Source organism: Nonomuraea endophytica, from assembly GCF_014203235.1.
Lineage (GTDB): Bacteria > Actinomycetota > Actinomycetes > Streptosporangiales > Streptosporangiaceae > Nonomuraea > Nonomuraea endophytica.
The window spans coordinates 674,229-691,237 of the sequence record NZ_JACHIN010000005.1; the positions used below are offsets into that span (position 1 = coordinate 674,229).

Here is a 17,009-nt window from a genome sequence, read left to right on the forward strand (position 1 = left end):
CTGCAAACTTGTTACATCTGAGGCCCCGATCTTCGGCGGTTTTGCTGCAATCCTCTGCAAGGCATTGCAAGGTCTTCCGCAAACGCGTACGTTCCGGGCAACGTCCTACATTTCTCCTGGAGTGCCTGTGAGCTCCCGCCCCGCCTTACGCACGCTCACCGCCCTCGTCCTGGCCGCCGCGCTGCTCGCCGTACCAGCCGGCAGAGGTACGGCCGCGCCGACAGGCGCACCCGTGACGACCCCGCTCAGCGACCGGGCGCAACCGGGAGACGAGGCCCTGGCCAGGGACGCCATACGGAACGAGTTGTCACGCGAGCGCTTCTACTTCGCCATGACCGACCGTTTCGCCAACGGCGACCGGGCCAACGACCGCGGCGGCCTCCAGGGCGACCGGCAGAGCACCGGTTTCGATCCGGCCGACAAGGGCTACTACCAGGGCGGCGACCTCAGGGGCCTGATCGACAAGCTCGACTACATCCAGGGGCTCGGGACCACGGCCCTCTGGATCACCCCCGCCTTCAAGAACCGCCCCGTCCAGCAGGACTCGGCCGGATACCACGGCTACTGGATCACCGACTTCACCCGCATCGACCCCCACCTGGGCACCAACGCGGAGATGAAACAGCTGGTCAAGCTGGCCCACCGGCGCGGCATGAAGGTGTTCTTCGACATCATCACCAACCACACCGCCGACGTCGTCGACTACGCCGAGGGCTCACGCGCGTACCGCTCGAAGGGCGCATACCCGTACGTCGACACCGAAGGCATGCCCTTCGACGACCGCGACCACGCGGGCCGCGGCACCTTCCCCAAGGTGGACACCGAGTCGTTCCCCTACACGCCCGTGGGCTCGCGCACCGCCAAGACGCCGGGCTGGCTCAACGACCCGACGATGTACCACAACCGCGGCGACTCCACCTTCACCGGCGAAAGCTCCGAGTACGGCGACTTCTTCGGTCTCGACGACCTGTGGACCGAACGTCCGGAGGTCGTCCAGGGCATGATCGACATCTACCGCACGTGGGTGAAGGAGACCGGCGTCGACGGCTTCCGCATCGACACCGCCAAGCACGTGAATATGGAGTTCTGGGAGCGCTTCTCCCCCGCGGTCAACCGGGGCCGGTTCTTCGTGTTCGGCGAGGTGTTCAGCTCCGACCCCGCCTTCACCAGCCGCTACTCCACCCGCGGCGGCATGGACGCCACCCTCGACTTCCCCTTCCAGGACGCCGCCCGCTCGTACGCGGGCGGCAAGGGCGGCGCCGCCAAGCTCTCCACCCTGTACGCGGCCGACGACCACCACCTCGACGCCGACTCCAACGCCGCCTCCCTGCCGACCTTCCTCGGCAACCACGACATGGGCCGCATCGGGCACTTCCTCGCCCAGGACGCCCCGGCGGCCGAGCTCCTCCAGCGCGACAAGCTGGCCCACGAGCTCATGTACCTGACCCGCGGCCAGCCCGTCGTCTACTACGGCGACGAGCAGGGCTTCACCGGGGCCGGAGGCGACAAGGACGCCCGCGCCTCGCTGTTCGCCTCCCGCACCCCCGACTATCTCGACGACGACCTGATCGGCACCGACGCCACCCACGCCAGGGACAACTACGACCCGTCCCACCCGTTGTACCGCCACATCGCCGCCCTGGCCGACCTCCGCGACCGCCACCCCACCCTGGCCGACGGCGCCCAGGTGGAGCGCCTGTCCCAGGCGGGCCTCTACGCGTTCTCCCGCATCGACGCCCGGCAGCAGGTCGAGTACGTGGTCGCGATCAACAACGCCACCACACCCGTGAGCGCGCGCGTCCCCACCTACTCCCGCTCCACCCCCTTCCACCAGCTGTACGGCCCTGCCCCCACCCCATCCACCAACACGCGACCAACCACCAGCAGCGCACCGACTACGCCGTCCACGGGCCCGGCCGCCTCACCGACCCCGGGCGCCGCCGCCCCGCCGAGTAGCGGCACGAAGACCAACCCGGGCTCCGGGATGACCGTCCCCGCAGGCGCGAAGGCCGCTTCGGTCACGGGAGCGACCACGCCGACCGCTGGAGCGACCACGCCGACGGCTGGGTCGGTGACGCTCACCTCTGGGGCGGTCACGCTGACAACTGCGGCGGTGACGCCGACCTCTGGGGTGGATGCCGCGCTCGACGTGACCGTGCCACCGATGTCCGCCGTCGTCTTCCGGGCGGGCGGCAAGCTAGCCACCCCGCCCCAGGGTCCGAGGATCTCGCTCACACTGCCCGGTGAGGAGATCCGGGGCACCCCCGAGGACGAGCGGGTCGAGATCCGGGCCACGGTCCCGGGTGACGGGTTCGACCAGGTCACCTTCGCGGCCAAGGCGGGTGACGGGCCGTGGCGGGTGCTGGGGACCGATGACGCCCCGGGCACCGGCCGTACGTACCGGATATTTCATGACCTGAGGGGGATCGCGGCCGGAACCCCGATCCTCTACAAGGCGGTCGTCAAGGATTCCGCGGGACGGCACGCCTCGGCCACCGCCCAGGCCAGGAAGGGGCCCGACCCGAAGCCCGGCGAGCCCGCCACCCGCGACTGGCTGGTCGTGCACTACCAGCGCCAGGACCCCGACGGCTGGGGCCTGCACGTCTGGGGCGACGTCGAGCGGCCCACCGAGTGGGGCACTCCGGTGGCCTTCCAGGGCGAGGACACGTTCGGCCGCTTCGCCTGGATCAAGCTCAAGCCCGGCGCCACCAGCGTCGGCCTCCTCCCCCACAAGGGCGACGAAAAGGATGGGGGCGACCGCGAGGTCAGCCCGGCGCGCACCGGCGAGGTCTGGCTGGTGCAGGGCAAGGAGCCGGTCTACGCCTCCCGCCAGGCCGCCCAGGGCTACGCCACCGTGCGTTACCGGCGGACCGACGGCGCGTACACCGGCTGGGGCCTGCATCTGTGGGGCGAGGCGGTGGCCGAGCCGACCGACTGGGCCAGCCCGAAACCGCCGGACGGCGCCGACTCCTTCGGCGTGTTCTGGAAGGTGCCGCTCAAGGCCCCCGACCGGCCGGTCGACTTCATCGTGCACAAGGGCGACGAGAAGGATCCGGGCCCCGACCAGTCGTTCACCGGCCCCGAGGCGTACGTGAACTCGGGGCAGGCCAAGGTCCACGCCACCCGCGCGGCCGCGGACGGCGTCGCGGTGCTGCACTACCACCGGCCCGACGGGAACTACGACGGCTGGGGCCTGCACGTGTGGGGCGGCGCGGCCACCCCGACGGAGTGGAACGCCCCGCTGCCTCCGTCCGGCCGCGACGCCTTCGGTGTGTACTGGAGGGTGCCGCTGGCCGACGGCGCGAAGGGACTGAGTTACATCGTGCACAAGGGCGAGGAGAAGGACCAGGCCACCGACCAGCGCCTGGACGGCGACGAGGCGTGGAAGCTGTCCGGCGTCGACGGGTACGTGCTGCCGCAGCAGGCGGGCGGCGCCGACGTGGACCTGAAGAAGCTGCGGGCCCACTGGATCGCCCGCGACACCGTCGTCTGGCAGGCCGGCGCCGACACCGTCAAGGCACTCGAATCGACGACCGGCACGGTCAAGCGGCGCATCCGGCTGCTGCCCGGCACGCTCACCGACGCGCAGAAGGCCAAGTGGCCGCACCTCAAGGCGCTGCCCGCCTTCAAGGTGGACCCGCGCGACGCCGCCCTGGTGCCCGACGCGCTGCGCGGCCAGGTGGCGGCGGTGGAACACGACGCGGGCGGCCGGCTGCTGACCGCGACCGGCGTCCAGTTGCCCGGCGTGCTCGACGACCTGTACGCCACCGACGAGCCGCTCGGCTACACGGGCGACCGCCTCGCCCTGTGGGCCCCAACGGCCCAGCGGGTACGCCTGGCCCTGTACGACGAGGACTCGGCGACGTACACGGAACACGCCATGCGGCGGGACGCGAAGACCGGCGTGTGGTCCGTGCGCGTCCCCAGGTCCTGGCGCGGCCGCGACTACACCTACCTCGTCACCGTCCACTCCCCCGCGCACGGCCGGGTCGTCACCAACGAGGTCACCGACCCCTACAGCCTGGCGGTGGCCGCCGACGGCGTGCGCAGCAGGCTCGCCGACCTGGACGCGCAGCGCCCGCCCGGCTGGACGGACCTCGCCAAGCCCCCGCCGAAACCCGCCAAGACCATCTACGAGCTCCACGTACGCGACTTCTCAGCTTCCGACGCCACCGTCCCGCAGGACCGGCGCGGCACCTACCAGGCGTTCACCGGCGACGGCGCGGGCATGCGGGCGCTGCGCGACCTGGCCCGCGACGGCCTGACTCATGTACACCTGCTGCCGGTCTTCGACCTGGCCACCGTGCCGGAACGCCGGGCCGACCGGACCGAGCCGGCCTGCGACCTGGCCGCGTTGCCGCCGGACTCGCCGCTGCAGCAGGAGTGCGTCGCGAAGACCGCGGCCAAGGACGGCTTCAACTGGGGCTACGACCCGCTGCACTACACGGTGCCCGAGGGCTCGTACGCCACCGACCCCGACGCGCGCACCCGCGAGTTCCGCTCCATGGTGGCCGGGCTCAACCGTTCGGGGCTGCGCGTGGTCATGGACGTCGTCTACAACCACACCCACTCCACGGACGTGCTGGACACGATCGTGCCCGGCTACTACCACCGGCTGCTGCCCGACGGCGCCGTCGCCACCTCGACGTGCTGCCCGAACACCGCGCCCGAGCACACCATGATGGGCAGGCTCGTGGTCGACTCGGTCGTCACCTGGGCCCGCGACTACAAGGTGGACGGCTTCCGCTTCGACCTCATGGGACACCACCCGAAGGCCAACATCCTGGCCGTGCGCCGCGCCCTGGACGCCCTGACACCCGCCGAGGACGGGGTCAACGGCAAGGACATCCTGCTGTACGGCGAAGGCTGGAACTTCGGCGAGGTGGCCGACGACGCCCGCTTCGAGCAGGCCACGCAGGCCAACCTGGCCGGGACCGGGATCGGCACCTTCAACGACCGGCTGCGTGATGGGGTTCGGGGCGGCGGGCCGTTCGACGCCGACCCGCGCGTCCAGGGCTTCGGCTCCGGCCTGGCCGGCGACCTCAACGGCAGCCCGGCCAACGGAGACGCGACGGCGCGCCTGGCGCACTACCAGGACCTCATCATGCTCGGGCTGACCGGCAACCTGCGCGACTACGTGCTGCCCGACGGCCGTACCGGCGCGGACGTGCCCTACAACGGCCAGAAAGCCGGATATGCCGCCCACCCCTCCGATGTCGTGACATATGTGGACGCGCATGACAACGAGACGCTCTACGATGCTCTCGCCTACAAGCTCCCGCCCGCCACGGACATGGCGGCGCGGGTCCGGATGCAGGCGCTCTCGCTGGCCACCGCGCTGCTGGGCCAGGGGACCGCGTTCGTGCACGCAGGCAGCGAGCGGCTGCGCTCGAAGTCGCTGGACCGCAACTCCTACGACTCCGGCGACTGGTTCAACCGCCTGCACTGGGACTGCGCGCGGGGCAACGGGTTCGGCGCCGGGCTGCCGCCGAAGGCGGACAACGAGGCCGGGTGGCCCTACGCGCGGCCGCTGCTGGCCGATCCGGGGCTGCGGCCGGACTGCGCGGCGATCTCCGCGGCGCGGGAGCGGTTCGGGGAGTTCCTGCGCATCCGGGGCTCGTCCCCGCTGTTCGCGCTGGGCGCGGGGACGCGCGAGCGGGTCTCCTTCCCGGCCGCGCCGCCCGGCGTGATCGCCATGCGCCTGGACGGCACCGGCCTGGACCCGCGCTGGTCGGCGGTCACCGTCGTCTTCAACGCCACCCCCGGGCCGCGAAGCGTGACGGTGGCGGAGCTGAAGGGCACCGCGACCACGCTCCACCCGGAGCAGGCCGACCCGGTGGCCGGGCAGTCCCGCTTCGACGCCGCCACCGGCGCGCTCACCGTGCCGGGCCGGACGGCCGCGGTCTTCGTGAGCGCCCCCTAGAATCCGCCTGTGGACCACCGGCTCATTCAGGCGGCGCTGGAATGCATCGCCACCTACGGCTACCGCAAGACCTCCCTGAGCGACGTGGCCGCCAAAGCCGGAGTCTCGCGGGCCACCGTCTACCGCGCGTTCGGCTCCAAGGACCGGATGGGCGAACTCGTGGTACGCCACGAGGGCGCCAGGTTCATCGAGCAGATCCAGGAGATCTTCGCCGCCGAGGAGCCGCCCCAGGAGCAGATCGCCCGTTCGGTGGAGTTCGCGCTGGAGTTCACCGGCAACCACGACGTGCTGCAGCGCATGCTCATGGAGGAGCCGGAGGAGCTGTTCACGATGCTCATCGAGCGGCCGGGGCACACGGCGTTCATCACGTTCCTGACCGAGGGGATGGCGCCGTTCCTGGCCGCCGGTCCCAACGCCCACCTGCTGCGGGTCACGCCCGAGCAGGCCGTCGAGTTCACCACCCGGGTGATCCTCAGCCTGATCGCGCACCCGACCACCTCGCTCGGCGGCAGCGCGGAGATCGCCCGGTTCATATGGGCAGCGATTGGCCGCCCAGCGTCACCCGCATGAACCATTCCTCGGTCCGCGCCACGGCCGGATGGTCGCGGTGGGCGTCGAGGACCCAGCGCCACGTGGGGTCGGCCTGGGCCTGCTCGTCGTAGGCCCGCCGGACGACGTCGGGCGGGGCGCCGTCTTCGAGCAGGGCGTCCATGCGGGCTCCGAGCGCGGCGTACCACCGCCGCGCCAGATCGCTCAGCACGTCCTCGGGAACCGCCGGATCGCCGCTCGCCCTGACCCTGGCCAGGGCGGCCTGGAGTTCCTCTCGCCGGGTCCGCATCGACCCTCCTCAACCGAGACGCTGAGACGAATGGATCTAGATGTCTCATGTCTACTACACCGGGGAGGGCGGCGGGCGGGTGATCGCCCGTGAGTCCCGTCACACGCGGCGCCCTACGGCAGCGACGGGCGGCGGGAGCGGTGGCGGGCGCGCCGGGTGAGCTGCGGGGCGTCGAGGATGAGGAGGTCGCCGCCGTCCCTGGTGATCCAGCCCCGGCGGGTGAAGTCGACGAGGATCTGGTTGACGCGTTCACGCGAGGCCCGTACGTGGTGGGCGAGGTCGTCCTGGCTGAGGTCCAGCGTCAGGCGCAGTCCCACGCTGGTACGGCGGGCGAAGCGGGCCCCCTGCTCCACCAGGACCCTGGCCACCCGGGTGGCCACGTCCACGCCCGCCGCGTCCTCGATGCGGTCGTTCATCCGCCGGATGCGCGCGGCCAGCAATCCCATGACCCGGCGGGCGGCCTCGGGATGCCGGTCGATCCAGTCCGACATCTCCTTGACCGGAGCGCGGTAGGCGGTCGTCTCCTGGACGGCGGTGGCCGTGGCCTGGCGCGGAGCCGTGTCGAACAGGCGCAGTTCGCCCAGGAGCTCCCCCGGCCCGGCCATGTTCAGCAGGATCTCGCCGCCCTCGGGGCTGGGCCTGGTCGCCTTCACCTTGCCGCTCAGCAGGACCAGGACGCAGTCACCCGGCTCGCCTTCGGTGAAGAGCCTGGCGCCGCGCGGGAAGGCGGCGTGCTCCGCCAGCGACAGGAAGTCGGCCACCACCTCCTCCGCCAGCCCGTCCAGCAGCGGGATCCCGCCGTTCACGGCAGCAGTCCGAAGGTCTGGGCCAGGGCGTACTCGTCGGCCAGGAACCAGGCCTCCACCACCTTGCCATCGGCCAGCCGCCAGATGCCGACCTCCAGCACCTCCACCGGCCGCCCGGTCGGCTCCTGGCCGAACAAGTGGCCGTCGTGGGTGGCGTGGATGGTCCACACCGCCCACACCCGGTCACCCTTGGCGATCATCGCGTGGATCTCGTCGGCCCGGTCGGGCAGGCCCTCCGGCGTATAGGAGGCGCCGGAGCGCGCGGCCAGGTGGGCCATGCCCCGCCGGTGAATACGGACGCCGGGCGACATGTAGGCTTTCCGGCCCTCCACCGTGGCGCGGCGCAGGGCGCGGACGACCTCCAGGTTGCGCAACTCCTCCTGGGTGTACGCCTGCGCGGCGGGGTCTGCCAGCAACGGAGTGCTCCTCTCACAGGCTCACCTGAATCCAGCGTCTCACGGACTGGTCAGGAAATATCCGGACACGTCGATGGGGTTTTCGGCCAGGCCGTATGTCCGCATCGCGTCGGCGATGCGCTGCACCTGCGGACGCAGCGTGGCGACGTCCGCCGTCTCCAGGTACTTGTTGACGATGACCTTGTTCGCCACCGCCGCCTCGATCGTGGTGAACTTCGGCAGCGCCGCCTTCACCTCGTCCGGATGGGCGTTGGCGTACGCGGTCGCCTTGAGCAGCGCCCGCTGGAACCCGGCCAGCGCCCTGCCGTTGGCCGCCGCGTACTTGTCGGAGACCAGGTAGCCGCCCACCGCGTACCCCTCCAGCTCCCCCGAGGAGGTGTCGAAGACCGACCTGGCCCCGAGCTGGTCGATCATGAGGGTCCTGAACGGGTCGCTCGTGCAGGTCGCGGCCACCTCTCCCGACTCCAGCACGTTCGCGTGCTCCGGCGGCGCCACCGGCGTGAACGCGATCGTGTCCGCGGGCAGCCCCTGGGCCTTGAGCGCGGAGCGCACGTTGAGAATGCAGATCGTGCTCGGCGACAGCACGGCCAGCTTCTGCCCCTTCAGGTCGGCCAGGGTCCGGGCGCGTGAGCCCTTGCCCACGAGCACCTGCTGCGACCCGGTGACCGCGGTGTCGGTCAGGGCGACGAGCTTCACGCCGAGGCCCTTGGAGTACGCGCTGAGCCCGCTCACCACGTTGGCCCAGGCCATGTCCACCTGGCCGCCGACGACCGCCTCGACGGTGCTGCCCGAGCCGAGGTCCACGTCGGCCTTGACGGTCAGGCCCTCCGCGGCGAAGAAGCCCTTGTCCATGGCCAGGTGCAGCGGAACGTTGCTGACGTTGGCCGGATTGCTGATGGTGATCGAGATGGGGCCGGCCGAGGAGGCCGGCGCCGGCCCGCCCCCGCAACCGGCGACGAGCAAGGCTGCCACGCAGATGACGATGGTGCGTTTCACGGGCTCTCCTCAGGACGCGTCCTTGATGTGCTGGGCCACGACGCTGCGCTGGCGCACGAACGCCGGCAGCGACTTGGTGACGATCTGATCGCGTACGCGAGGCAGCTCGATGACGAGCTCGGCCAGCACGCTCCCCGGCGACCTGCGCAGGACGACGAGCCGGTCGGCCAGATAGACCGACTCGTCGATGTCGTGGGTGACGAACAGGATCGTCATCCCGAACTCCAGATGGACCCGGCGGGTCAGGTCCTCCAGGCCCGAACGGGTCTGGGCGTCGACGGAGGCGAACGGCTCGTCCATCAGCAGCACCTTCGGCCGGTAGGCCAGCGCGCGGGCGATGGCGACGCGCTGCTGCATGCCGCCGGACAGCTGCCAGGGGTAACGCTCGTGCTTGCCCTCCAGCCCGACCGCGGCCAGCGAGCGTTCCACCCGCTCCTGGCGCTCGGCCTTCGGCAGCCGCAGCGTCTCCAGCGGGAACTCGACGTTCTGCCCCACCTTCATCCACGGGAACAGCGAGCGCCCGTAGTCCTGGAAGACCACGGCCAGGCCCTCCGGGACGCCGCTCACCTCCTCGCCGTGCACCCGCACCTCGCCGCGCGTGGCCGGGACGAGCCCGGCCACGCACTTGAGCAGCGTCGTCTTGCCGCACCCGGACGGACCGACGATCGACAGCAGCTCGCCCTCCCGCACCTCGAAGGAGAGATTGTGCAGCGCCGGGTTCCCCTCCCCGTAGCTTTTGGACAGGTTGCTCACCTGGAGTGCGGTCATGAGGGGCGACTCCTTAGAACGCGCCGCTCGGCGGCGAGGAAGAGCACGTTGAGCAGGTATCCGAGCAGGCCGAGCAGGACGATCGCCGCCCAGACGTCGAGGATCTCGAAGGTGCGCTGGGCGGTGATGAGGAAGTGGCCGAGCCCGTGGTCGGCCAGCAGCCACTCCGACAGCACCATGAGGATGAGCGAGAGCGACAACGTCACCCGCATGCCCGCGAAGATCTTCGGCAGCGCGGCCGGGATCACCACCCGCAGGAGCTGGGTGCGGGGCGGGATGTGGAAGGCGCGGGCGGTCTCCAGGTACATGGGGTCCACCGACCGCACCCCCTGCATGGTGTTGAGCAGCACCGGCCACACACAGCCGAAGGTGATCAGCCCGATCCGCATGAGGTCGCCGGAGCCGAAGACCAGCAGGAACACCGGGACGATCGCCGGCTTGGGCAGCGAACGCAGGAAGTTGACCGGCGGATCGACGTATCCGGCCGCGGCCTTCCACAGCCCGGCGGCCAGCCCGACGACCACCCCGAGCGCGGCCCCGGCCAGCCAGCCGGTCAGCGCCCTGAGCACGCTGGGCCCGGCGTCCTGCCAGAACCGCTCGGTCAGCAGCGGCTCGCTGAACCACAGCTCGGCCACCCGCCCGGCGATCCGCCCCGGCGGCGGGAAGAACGGCGAACCGGCGGCCAGCGCGGCCCACTGCCAGAGCAGCACGGCCAGCACCACGGGCCCGAGCCGGGCGAGCAACCCCTGGGCCAGCCCGCCCGCCCTCCTGCCGGCCGGGGCGTGCGCGGCGCTCACGAAGGCCCCTTTCCGTCCCAGACCACCAGGCGGTTCGTCAGCGCGACGGTGATCCCGTTCATCAGGTAGCCGAGCACCCCGGCGAGCGTCACCGCGGCGAACACGGTGTCGGCGTGGAACCCGGCATAGCTGGCGCGCAGGATGAAGTAGCCGACCCCGTCCCGCGTGCCCACCGCGATCTCGGCGGCGATGCCCACGGTCAGCCCGGTGGCCAGCGCCAGCCGCAGCCCGGTGAGCACGAGCGGCAGCGCGCTCGGCAGCACCACCCGCCACCAGGTACGGTGCACCGGCACCCGGAAGGCGCGGGCGGTCTCCATCGCGACCGGATCCACGCCGCGCACGCCGTAGACGGTGTTGAACAACAGCGGCCACACCGCCACGAACGCCACGATCGTCACCTTCATCGACACCCCCTGGCCCATCACCAGGACCAGCAGCGGGATGATCGCGATTCCCGGCACCGAACGCAGCGAGTCGATGATCGGCGTCAGCCCCAGCGCGGCCAGCCGGTAGGAGCCGATGAGCACGCCGAGCGGCACCGCGATCGCCGCCGCCAGCGCCACGCCGCCGAGCACCGCCACGAGCGTGGCCCACACCTCCACCAGGAACGCCGGATCCACCAGCAGCCGCAGCGCCTCGCCCAGGATCACCCCGGCGGGCGGCAGCAGCCTCGGATCGACCAGTTCCAGCCGGGCGAACACCTCGAAGGCCAGGGTCAGCAGCGCGGCGCCGGCCGTACCCCTGAGAAAGGCGGCCAGCGCGCCGCGCGGGGAGGTGCGGCGGCGCACGCCGGGGCGGCGCGGCTCGGCGCGCACGCCCGTGGTGGTGACGGGCGCGTTCACGGCGCCCCCGCCGGTCCAGCGGAGACCTTCCTGGTACGGCTGGCCGAGACGACCACCCCCGCCAGCAGTCCGGCGCCCACGAGCGCCGCGCCCCAGGTGGCGCCGGCCAGCGAGAGCCCCAGCAGCGCGTCCACGGCCAGCGCGCCCGGCCCGGTGAAGGCGAGGCAGCAGGTGGCCGCGAGCAGCACCAGCTCGTACTCGAAGCCGTTGCGGCGGCGCGAGAGCCCGTTCGGCAGGTGCAGGATGACGATGTTGGCGAACGTGCCGGCCAGCATCAGCACCGCGAGCGGCGTCAGCGCCCCGGCGGCCAGCAGCAGCCCGCCGGCGGTCTCGGCCAGACCGGCCACCGCCGCCATCAGCAGCGGCGGCCGGTAGCCCATGCGGCCGAAGAACGCGGCGGCGCCCTTCAGCCCGTCGGCGCCCCACCAGCCGAACAGCTTCTCCGTGCCGTGGTAGGCCATGACCAGGCCGACCGCGAGGCGGAGGATCAGCAACCCGATGTCCATCACCGTGCTCCGTTCAGCTGAAGGCGGGAAGTACCTGGTCGAGGAACAGGCGCAGCGACCGGTCGGAGACCTCGGGGGGCATGAACCCGTAGTTGAACAGCAGCGCCATGTGCCGGACCCCGGCCGCCTCGTACTCCCTGATCTGCTCGGACACCGACCCGGGGTGGCCGATGAGCATGGCGTGGTCGACGAACTCGTCGGGGTTTTGCGGCGAGACGCCGACGACGCTCTTGAGATGGGCGGCGTCGCGCACGTCCTTGACCATGCCGAAGCTGCGCCGCTGGTGCTCGGCCATGAGCACGAGCCGCTCGCGGATCTCCCGGTCGGCCTGCTCGTCGGTGTCGGCCACGTAGACCTGCTTCTGGACCATGCTCCAGTCGAGCCGGTCCTGGACGTCCTCCTCGCCGAGGCCGCCGTCGCGCAGCGCCTGCTCGTAGACGCGCCAGCGGGCGGTCAGCGGCTGTGGTTTCTCCCGGGCGGTGAACAGGTACCAGCCCTTGCGGCCGGTCCATTCTGCGCCGGAGTCGCTCTGGGTGGCGCGGGCGAAGGCGGGGGCGGCGCGGTGATGGGCGGCGGGCATGATGCGGGTGTGCAGGGTGCCGCGCTCGAACGCGGTCTCCCACTCCAGGGGCGGATCGTCGGGCCGCTTGGCCAGGGCGGCTTCGAGGATCTCCAGGTTGTGCATCATCTGGGCGTGGCGCTGGGAGGGGTCGCGGCCCATGCCGGCGTACTCCAGCGGCGAGCCGCCGGCGGCGAACCCCACGATCAGCTCGCCGCCGGTGAGGATGTCCAGCAGGTTGCAGCGCTCGGCCAGCCGCATCGGGTTGTGCAGCGGCGGCACCGCCACGGCCAGCGAGAACCTGGTGCCGGTGGGCGCGAGGGCGGCCAGGTGGGCGGCGTACATGAAGTTGTCGCCGTAGGTGTTGTAGCCGGAGAAGTGGTGCTCGGTGAGCACGATGCCCTGGACGCCGGCCCGGGTGGCCTCAAGTGCCTGGCGGGTGAGGGTCTCGATGATGCCGACGTCCTCGTGCGGGCCGCGGGTCTGGGCGTTCAGGTAGATGGAGAAGCGCATCCGGGGTTCCTCCTTCATGCTCGCTGGGCCGGGAATCCGGCGTAGCGGCGGCGGTGGTAGAGCAGCGGGGCGGCCTCCCGCTCGCGGGCGCCCTCGACGACGAGGCCGATGACGATGAGGTGATCTCCGCCGCTGACGGTCTCCAGCACCTCGCAGATCGCGTGGGCGACGGTGCCCTGCGTGAGCACCGGCACGCCGTGGCGCCCCGGCCGCCAGGCGATGCCGTCGAACTTGCCGTCCCCGCCGCCGGCGAAGCGCTCCGACAACGAGGCCGAGCCGGCGTCCAGGACGTTCACGCAGAAGGCGCCGGAGCTTTCGATCGCCGTCAGCGTGCGCGAGCCGCGGCCGATGCACACGAGCATCAGCGGCGGATCGGCCGACAGCGCGCACACCGCCCCCGACGTCAGGCCCGCCGGGCGACCGGTTCCGGCCAGGCTCGTCACCACCGTGACCCCGGTCGGCAGCGAGCCCGCCAGGGTCTTGAACAGCTGCGCGGGCACCGCCGCGGCGTCGTCGGTGAGGCTCATGCGGCCATCCTGCGTGACCTGCGCCAACGCGGGCCAGCGGATGTGGAACATGCAACAACCGCTGGTCAGGCCAGGATCGCGAGCGGATTCTCCAGCAGCGACAGGAAGACGCGCAGCCACTCGGCGGCCACCACGCCGTCCACCGGACGGTGGTCCACCGACAGCGTCACCGACAGGACCGTGGCCGCCACGACCGCGCCGTCCTGGACCACCGGCGCCTGCCTGGCCGCGCCGACGGCCAGGATCGCGGCCTGCGGCGGGTTGACGATCGCGGCGAACTCCTCCGTGCCGTGCATGCCCAGGTTCGTGACCGTGAGCGTGCCGCCCTCCAGCTCGTCCTGGCGCAGGCGGCCGGTGCGGGCGCGCTCGCCGTACTCGCGCAGGGTGGTGGCGACCAGGGAGACGGGCGCGCGCTCGACGGCGCGCAGGACGGGCGTGAGCAGGCCGCCCGGGGTGGCGACGGCCACCGCGATGTCGACCTGGGTGTGGGCGCGGACGGCGGTGTCGGTCCAGGTGACGTTCATCGCGGGGACCCGGACGTGGGCGTGCGCGGCGGCCTTGACGATCAGGTCGTTGACCGAGACGCGCGGGCCGCCGCCCTGGTTGAGCTGGGCGCGCATCGCCAGCAGGGCGTCGGCTCTGGCGGTGCCGCGCACGTAGAAGTGGGGGGCGGTGCGTTTGCTCTCGGTGAGCCTGGCGGCGATGGCCCGGCGCATCGGCGTGTGCGGGACCTCGGTGTAGCCGGGCGTCGGTGTGACCTCGGTGTAGCCGGGCGTCTGTGTGACCTTCACCGAGGCGGCGACGACCGCTTCCACGTCCCTGCGGACGACGCGGCCATTGGGCCCGGAGCCGGGGATGTCCTCCACCCGCAGCCCCGCCTCCTTGGCCAGGCGTCTGGCCAGCGGGCTGGTGAAGACCCGCTCTCTGGTACGGCCCGCGCCCGCCGGACCGGTGACGGGCGGCTCACTGGCGGCAGGCGGGTCATCAGGAAGGGCACGAACCGGCACGTCAGGGACCTTCGGGCTTTTGAGGGCCTCCCGGATGTTCTGGGCTTCTGGGATGTCCGGGACCGGCGTGTCGGGGGGCTCGCCGGGGGTGCCCAGGACCGCTATCGGCGCTCCCACCTCCACCGTGGCCCCGTCCTCGACCAGCGTGCGCAGCAGGACCCCCGCCTCCTCGGCCTCCACCTCCACCACCGCCTTGTCCGTCTCGACGGTGGCGATCACCTCCCCCTTCCCGAACGGGGCGCCGGCCGCGACCGACCACCCCTGCAGGATCGCCTGGATCGCGCCCGCCGCCACCTCGGGCATGCGCAGGACTCTGGCCATGGCTGTCAGCTCCTCGTCATCTCGGTCAGCGCCGCGGACACCTCGGCGGCCCCGGCGATGGCGGCGCGTTCGAGCACCTTGCTGATGCTGGGCGAGGCTTCTCCGCCGGTCACCCGCCGTACGGGCTGGTCGAGCCAGTCGAAGTAGCGCCGCTGGATCTCGTCGGCCAGCCAGCCGCCGTAGGAGGTGCCGAGCGCCCCCTGCTCGGCGATCAGCACCGCGCCGGTCTTGCGGACGCTGGCCCCGACGGTGTCCCAGTCGAGGCCGGCCCGGTCCAGCCAGCGCAGGTCGATCACCTCCGCGTCCGCCTCGTCGGCCACCTCCAGCACCAGGCGGGTCATCGCGAGGTAGGTGAGCACGGTGACGGCGCCCCCGGTACGGCGGACGGCGGCCCTGCCGACGGGCAGGCAGTAGTCGAGGTCGCCCACGGGCCCGTCGCCGACGGTGCCGTAGAGGTCCACGTGTTCCAGCACGAGGACGGGGTCCTGGCAGCGCAGGGCGCTGTTCATCAGGCCGACGTAGTCGTAGGGGGTGGAGGGGGCGGCGATGCGCCAGCCGGGGGCGGTGGCGAAGATCCCGGCCGGGTCCATGGAGTGCTGCGAGCCGTACCCGGTGCCCATCGCGACCTTGCTGCGCAGCACGAGCGGCACCGGTCCTTCGCCGCCGAACATGTGCCTGGCCTTGCCGATCTGGTTGAAGAGCTGGTCGGCGGCGACCCACATGAAGTCGGCGTACATGAACTCGACCACGGGGCGGAAGCGGCCGTCCAGGGCGATGCCGCCGCCGAGGCCGGAGAAGGCGTTCTCGCTGATCGGGGTGCCGAGCACGCGGTCGGGGAACCGTTCCTTGAGCCCTCGGGTGGCGCCGTTGGTGCCGCCGCCGAGGCGGTGCACGTCCTCGCCCAGCACCACCACGCCGGGGTCGGTCTCCATGCGCCTGGCCATGACGGCGGCCACCGCGTCGATGAACTTCTGCTCGGTCAGCGTGCCCTCGAAGGTGAACCGGGCGTCGCCGAACTCGCCCAGATCACCTCTGACGCCCACGTCGGCGAACGACGGGCTCGGCCACTCGGCGGGCTTGATCCGCCGCACCACCTGCCCGCCCGCTCCAGGGCGGCCCGGGTCCGGCTCCAGCAGCGTGTCCGCGATCCCGGCCATGAGCGCCGTGGCAGCGGCACGGGCCTTCTCCAGCTCCGCGAGCGTGAACAGTCCGCGGCGCTCCAGGTGCCGCGCCACCTGGTCGAGCGGGTCGCGGGCGCGCCACTGCCGCTCCTCCTCCTTGGTGCGGTAGCCGAACGCGCTGCCGGGAAAAGGACCGTTCTGGTGGAAGAATCGGTAGACGTCGGCCTCGATGAGGACCGGTCCGCGGCCGGACCGCAGCAGGGCCAGGGCCTCGCGCATGGTCTGGTGTACGGCCAGCGGATCCATCCCGTCCACCTTGAAGCTGGCGATGCCGAAGCCGGGCCCGCGCGCCGACAGCCGGGGCTCGCCGGTGGCCTCCTCCACCCCGGTCGAGACGGCGTAGCGGTTGTTCTCGACGAAGAAGCACAGCGGCAGCTTCCACGCGGCGGCCAGGTTGAACGTCTCCAGCGTCGAGCCGATGTTGATCGCGCCGTCGCCGAAGTAGGTGACGGCCACGGCGTCGGTGCCGGCCTGCCGGTGCGCCCACGCCGAGCCAGCGGCCAGCGGCACCCCGCCGCCGACGATCGCGTTGGTGCCGATGGCTCCGGCCTCGTTCCACTGCAGGTGCATGGAGCCGCCCCGGCCATGGCTGAAGCCGCGTTCCAGCCCGCAGATCTCCGCGAGGCTGCGCAGCAGTACGGCCCGCGCCCGCGGCGAGAGGTCCACCCGCGGGTCGAGTCCCTCGGGCTCCACATGGCACAGCGCCTTGGCCAGGAACTGGTGGTGTCCGCGGTGGGAGCCGTTGACCGTGTCGCCGGGGGCCAGGGCGAGGACCGAGCCGACCGCCCCGCCCTCCTGCCCGACGCTGGCGTGGGCGGGGCCGTGGACCAGTCCGGCCTTGGCCAGTTCCAGCACCTGCTCCTCGAAGGCGCGGATGAGGACGAGCTGGCCGTACATGGTGGTCAGCAGGGAGGGTTCCGCGGCGTCCCAGTCGGCCTCGGTGGCGACGACCTCGATCCAGGGGACGACGGGTTCTAGTCTGTGGTGTTCGCTCATGTTAGTCTCCGCA

14 protein-coding genes are annotated in these 17,009 nt (G+C 71.9%); 2 read left to right on the forward strand and 12 right to left on the reverse strand.

All coding sequences use genetic code 11. The annotated features are described in order from the left end of the window. Nucleotides 1-127: 127 nt before the first annotated feature. Nucleotides 128-5,923 (forward strand): pullulanase-type alpha-1,6-glucosidase, encoded by a 5,796-nt coding sequence (pulA, locus tag HNR40_RS21850; protein WP_221340631.1) that lies wholly within the window; start codon nucleotides 128-130, stop codon nucleotides 5,921-5,923. A 9-nt stretch (nucleotides 5,924-5,932) separates the two neighbouring features. Then, nucleotides 5,933-6,493 (forward strand): TetR/AcrR family transcriptional regulator, encoded by a 561-nt coding sequence (locus tag HNR40_RS21855; RefSeq protein ID WP_184964071.1) that lies wholly within the window; start codon nucleotides 5,933-5,935, stop codon nucleotides 6,491-6,493. Here HNR40_RS21855 and HNR40_RS21860 read toward each other — a convergent pair. The 12 genes from HNR40_RS21860 to HNR40_RS21915 form a co-directional block, all read right to left on the reverse strand. After that, the gene (locus tag HNR40_RS21860; RefSeq protein WP_184964073.1) at nucleotides 6,453-6,761 is read right to left on the reverse strand and encodes a hypothetical protein; all 309 of its coding nucleotides are present in this window, start codon (nucleotides 6,759-6,761) and stop codon (nucleotides 6,453-6,455) included. The genes HNR40_RS21855 and HNR40_RS21860 overlap by 41 nt on opposite strands. A gap of 113 nt (nucleotides 6,762-6,874) precedes the next feature. Continuing rightward, nucleotides 6,875-7,567: a Crp/Fnr family transcriptional regulator gene (locus HNR40_RS21865; RefSeq protein WP_184964075.1), complete on the reverse strand. Its 693-nt coding sequence runs from the start codon at nucleotides 7,565-7,567 to the stop codon at nucleotides 6,875-6,877. Next, nucleotides 7,564-7,983, reverse strand: coding sequence for an ester cyclase (locus HNR40_RS21870; protein WP_184964077.1), 420 nt, complete (start codon nucleotides 7,981-7,983; stop codon nucleotides 7,564-7,566). Before HNR40_RS21870 ends, HNR40_RS21865 begins: the two co-directional genes overlap by 4 nt. A gap of 39 nt (nucleotides 7,984-8,022) precedes the next feature. After that, complete coding sequence (locus tag HNR40_RS21875; RefSeq protein WP_184964079.1) at nucleotides 8,023-8,979, reverse strand: ABC transporter substrate-binding protein; 957 nt, start codon at nucleotides 8,977-8,979, stop codon at nucleotides 8,023-8,025. A gap of 9 nt (nucleotides 8,980-8,988) precedes the next feature. Then, the gene (locus tag HNR40_RS21880) at nucleotides 8,989-9,747 is read right to left on the reverse strand and encodes an ABC transporter ATP-binding protein (protein ID WP_184964081.1); all 759 of its coding nucleotides are present in this window, start codon (nucleotides 9,745-9,747) and stop codon (nucleotides 8,989-8,991) included. Then, nucleotides 9,744-10,544: an ABC transporter permease gene (locus tag HNR40_RS21885; RefSeq protein WP_184964083.1), complete on the reverse strand. Its 801-nt coding sequence runs from the start codon at nucleotides 10,542-10,544 to the stop codon at nucleotides 9,744-9,746. The genes HNR40_RS21880 and HNR40_RS21885 overlap by 4 nt, the downstream gene beginning before the upstream one ends. Next, nucleotides 10,541-11,386 (reverse strand): ABC transporter permease, encoded by an 846-nt coding sequence (locus HNR40_RS54820; RefSeq protein ID WP_184964085.1) that lies wholly within the window; start codon nucleotides 11,384-11,386, stop codon nucleotides 10,541-10,543. Before HNR40_RS54820 ends, HNR40_RS21885 begins: the two co-directional genes overlap by 4 nt. Next, nucleotides 11,383-11,892, reverse strand: a complete 510-nt coding sequence (locus HNR40_RS21895) for a DoxX family protein (RefSeq protein WP_221340632.1) — start codon at nucleotides 11,890-11,892, stop codon at nucleotides 11,383-11,385. Before HNR40_RS21895 ends, HNR40_RS54820 begins: the two co-directional genes overlap by 4 nt. A gap of 13 nt (nucleotides 11,893-11,905) precedes the next feature. Beyond that, nucleotides 11,906-12,964, reverse strand: a complete 1,059-nt coding sequence (locus HNR40_RS21900; protein ID WP_184964089.1) for an LLM class flavin-dependent oxidoreductase — start codon at nucleotides 12,962-12,964, stop codon at nucleotides 11,906-11,908. A gap of 14 nt (nucleotides 12,965-12,978) precedes the next feature. Continuing rightward, nucleotides 12,979-13,491, reverse strand: coding sequence for a flavin reductase family protein (locus HNR40_RS21905; protein ID WP_184964091.1), 513 nt, complete (start codon nucleotides 13,489-13,491; stop codon nucleotides 12,979-12,981). Between the two features lie 65 nt (nucleotides 13,492-13,556). Continuing rightward, nucleotides 13,557-14,819 carry a dihydrolipoamide acetyltransferase family protein gene (locus tag HNR40_RS21910; RefSeq protein WP_184964093.1) on the reverse strand — a complete coding sequence of 421 codons (1,263 nt, stop codon included), beginning with the start codon at nucleotides 14,817-14,819 and terminating at the stop codon, nucleotides 13,557-13,559. Between the two features lie 5 nt (nucleotides 14,820-14,824). Beyond that, a complete protein-coding gene (locus tag HNR40_RS21915; RefSeq protein ID WP_184964096.1) occupies nucleotides 14,825-16,996 on the reverse strand; it encodes an alpha-ketoacid dehydrogenase subunit alpha/beta in 2,172 nt (723 codons plus the stop codon). Nucleotides 16,997-17,009 lie beyond the last annotated feature (13 nt).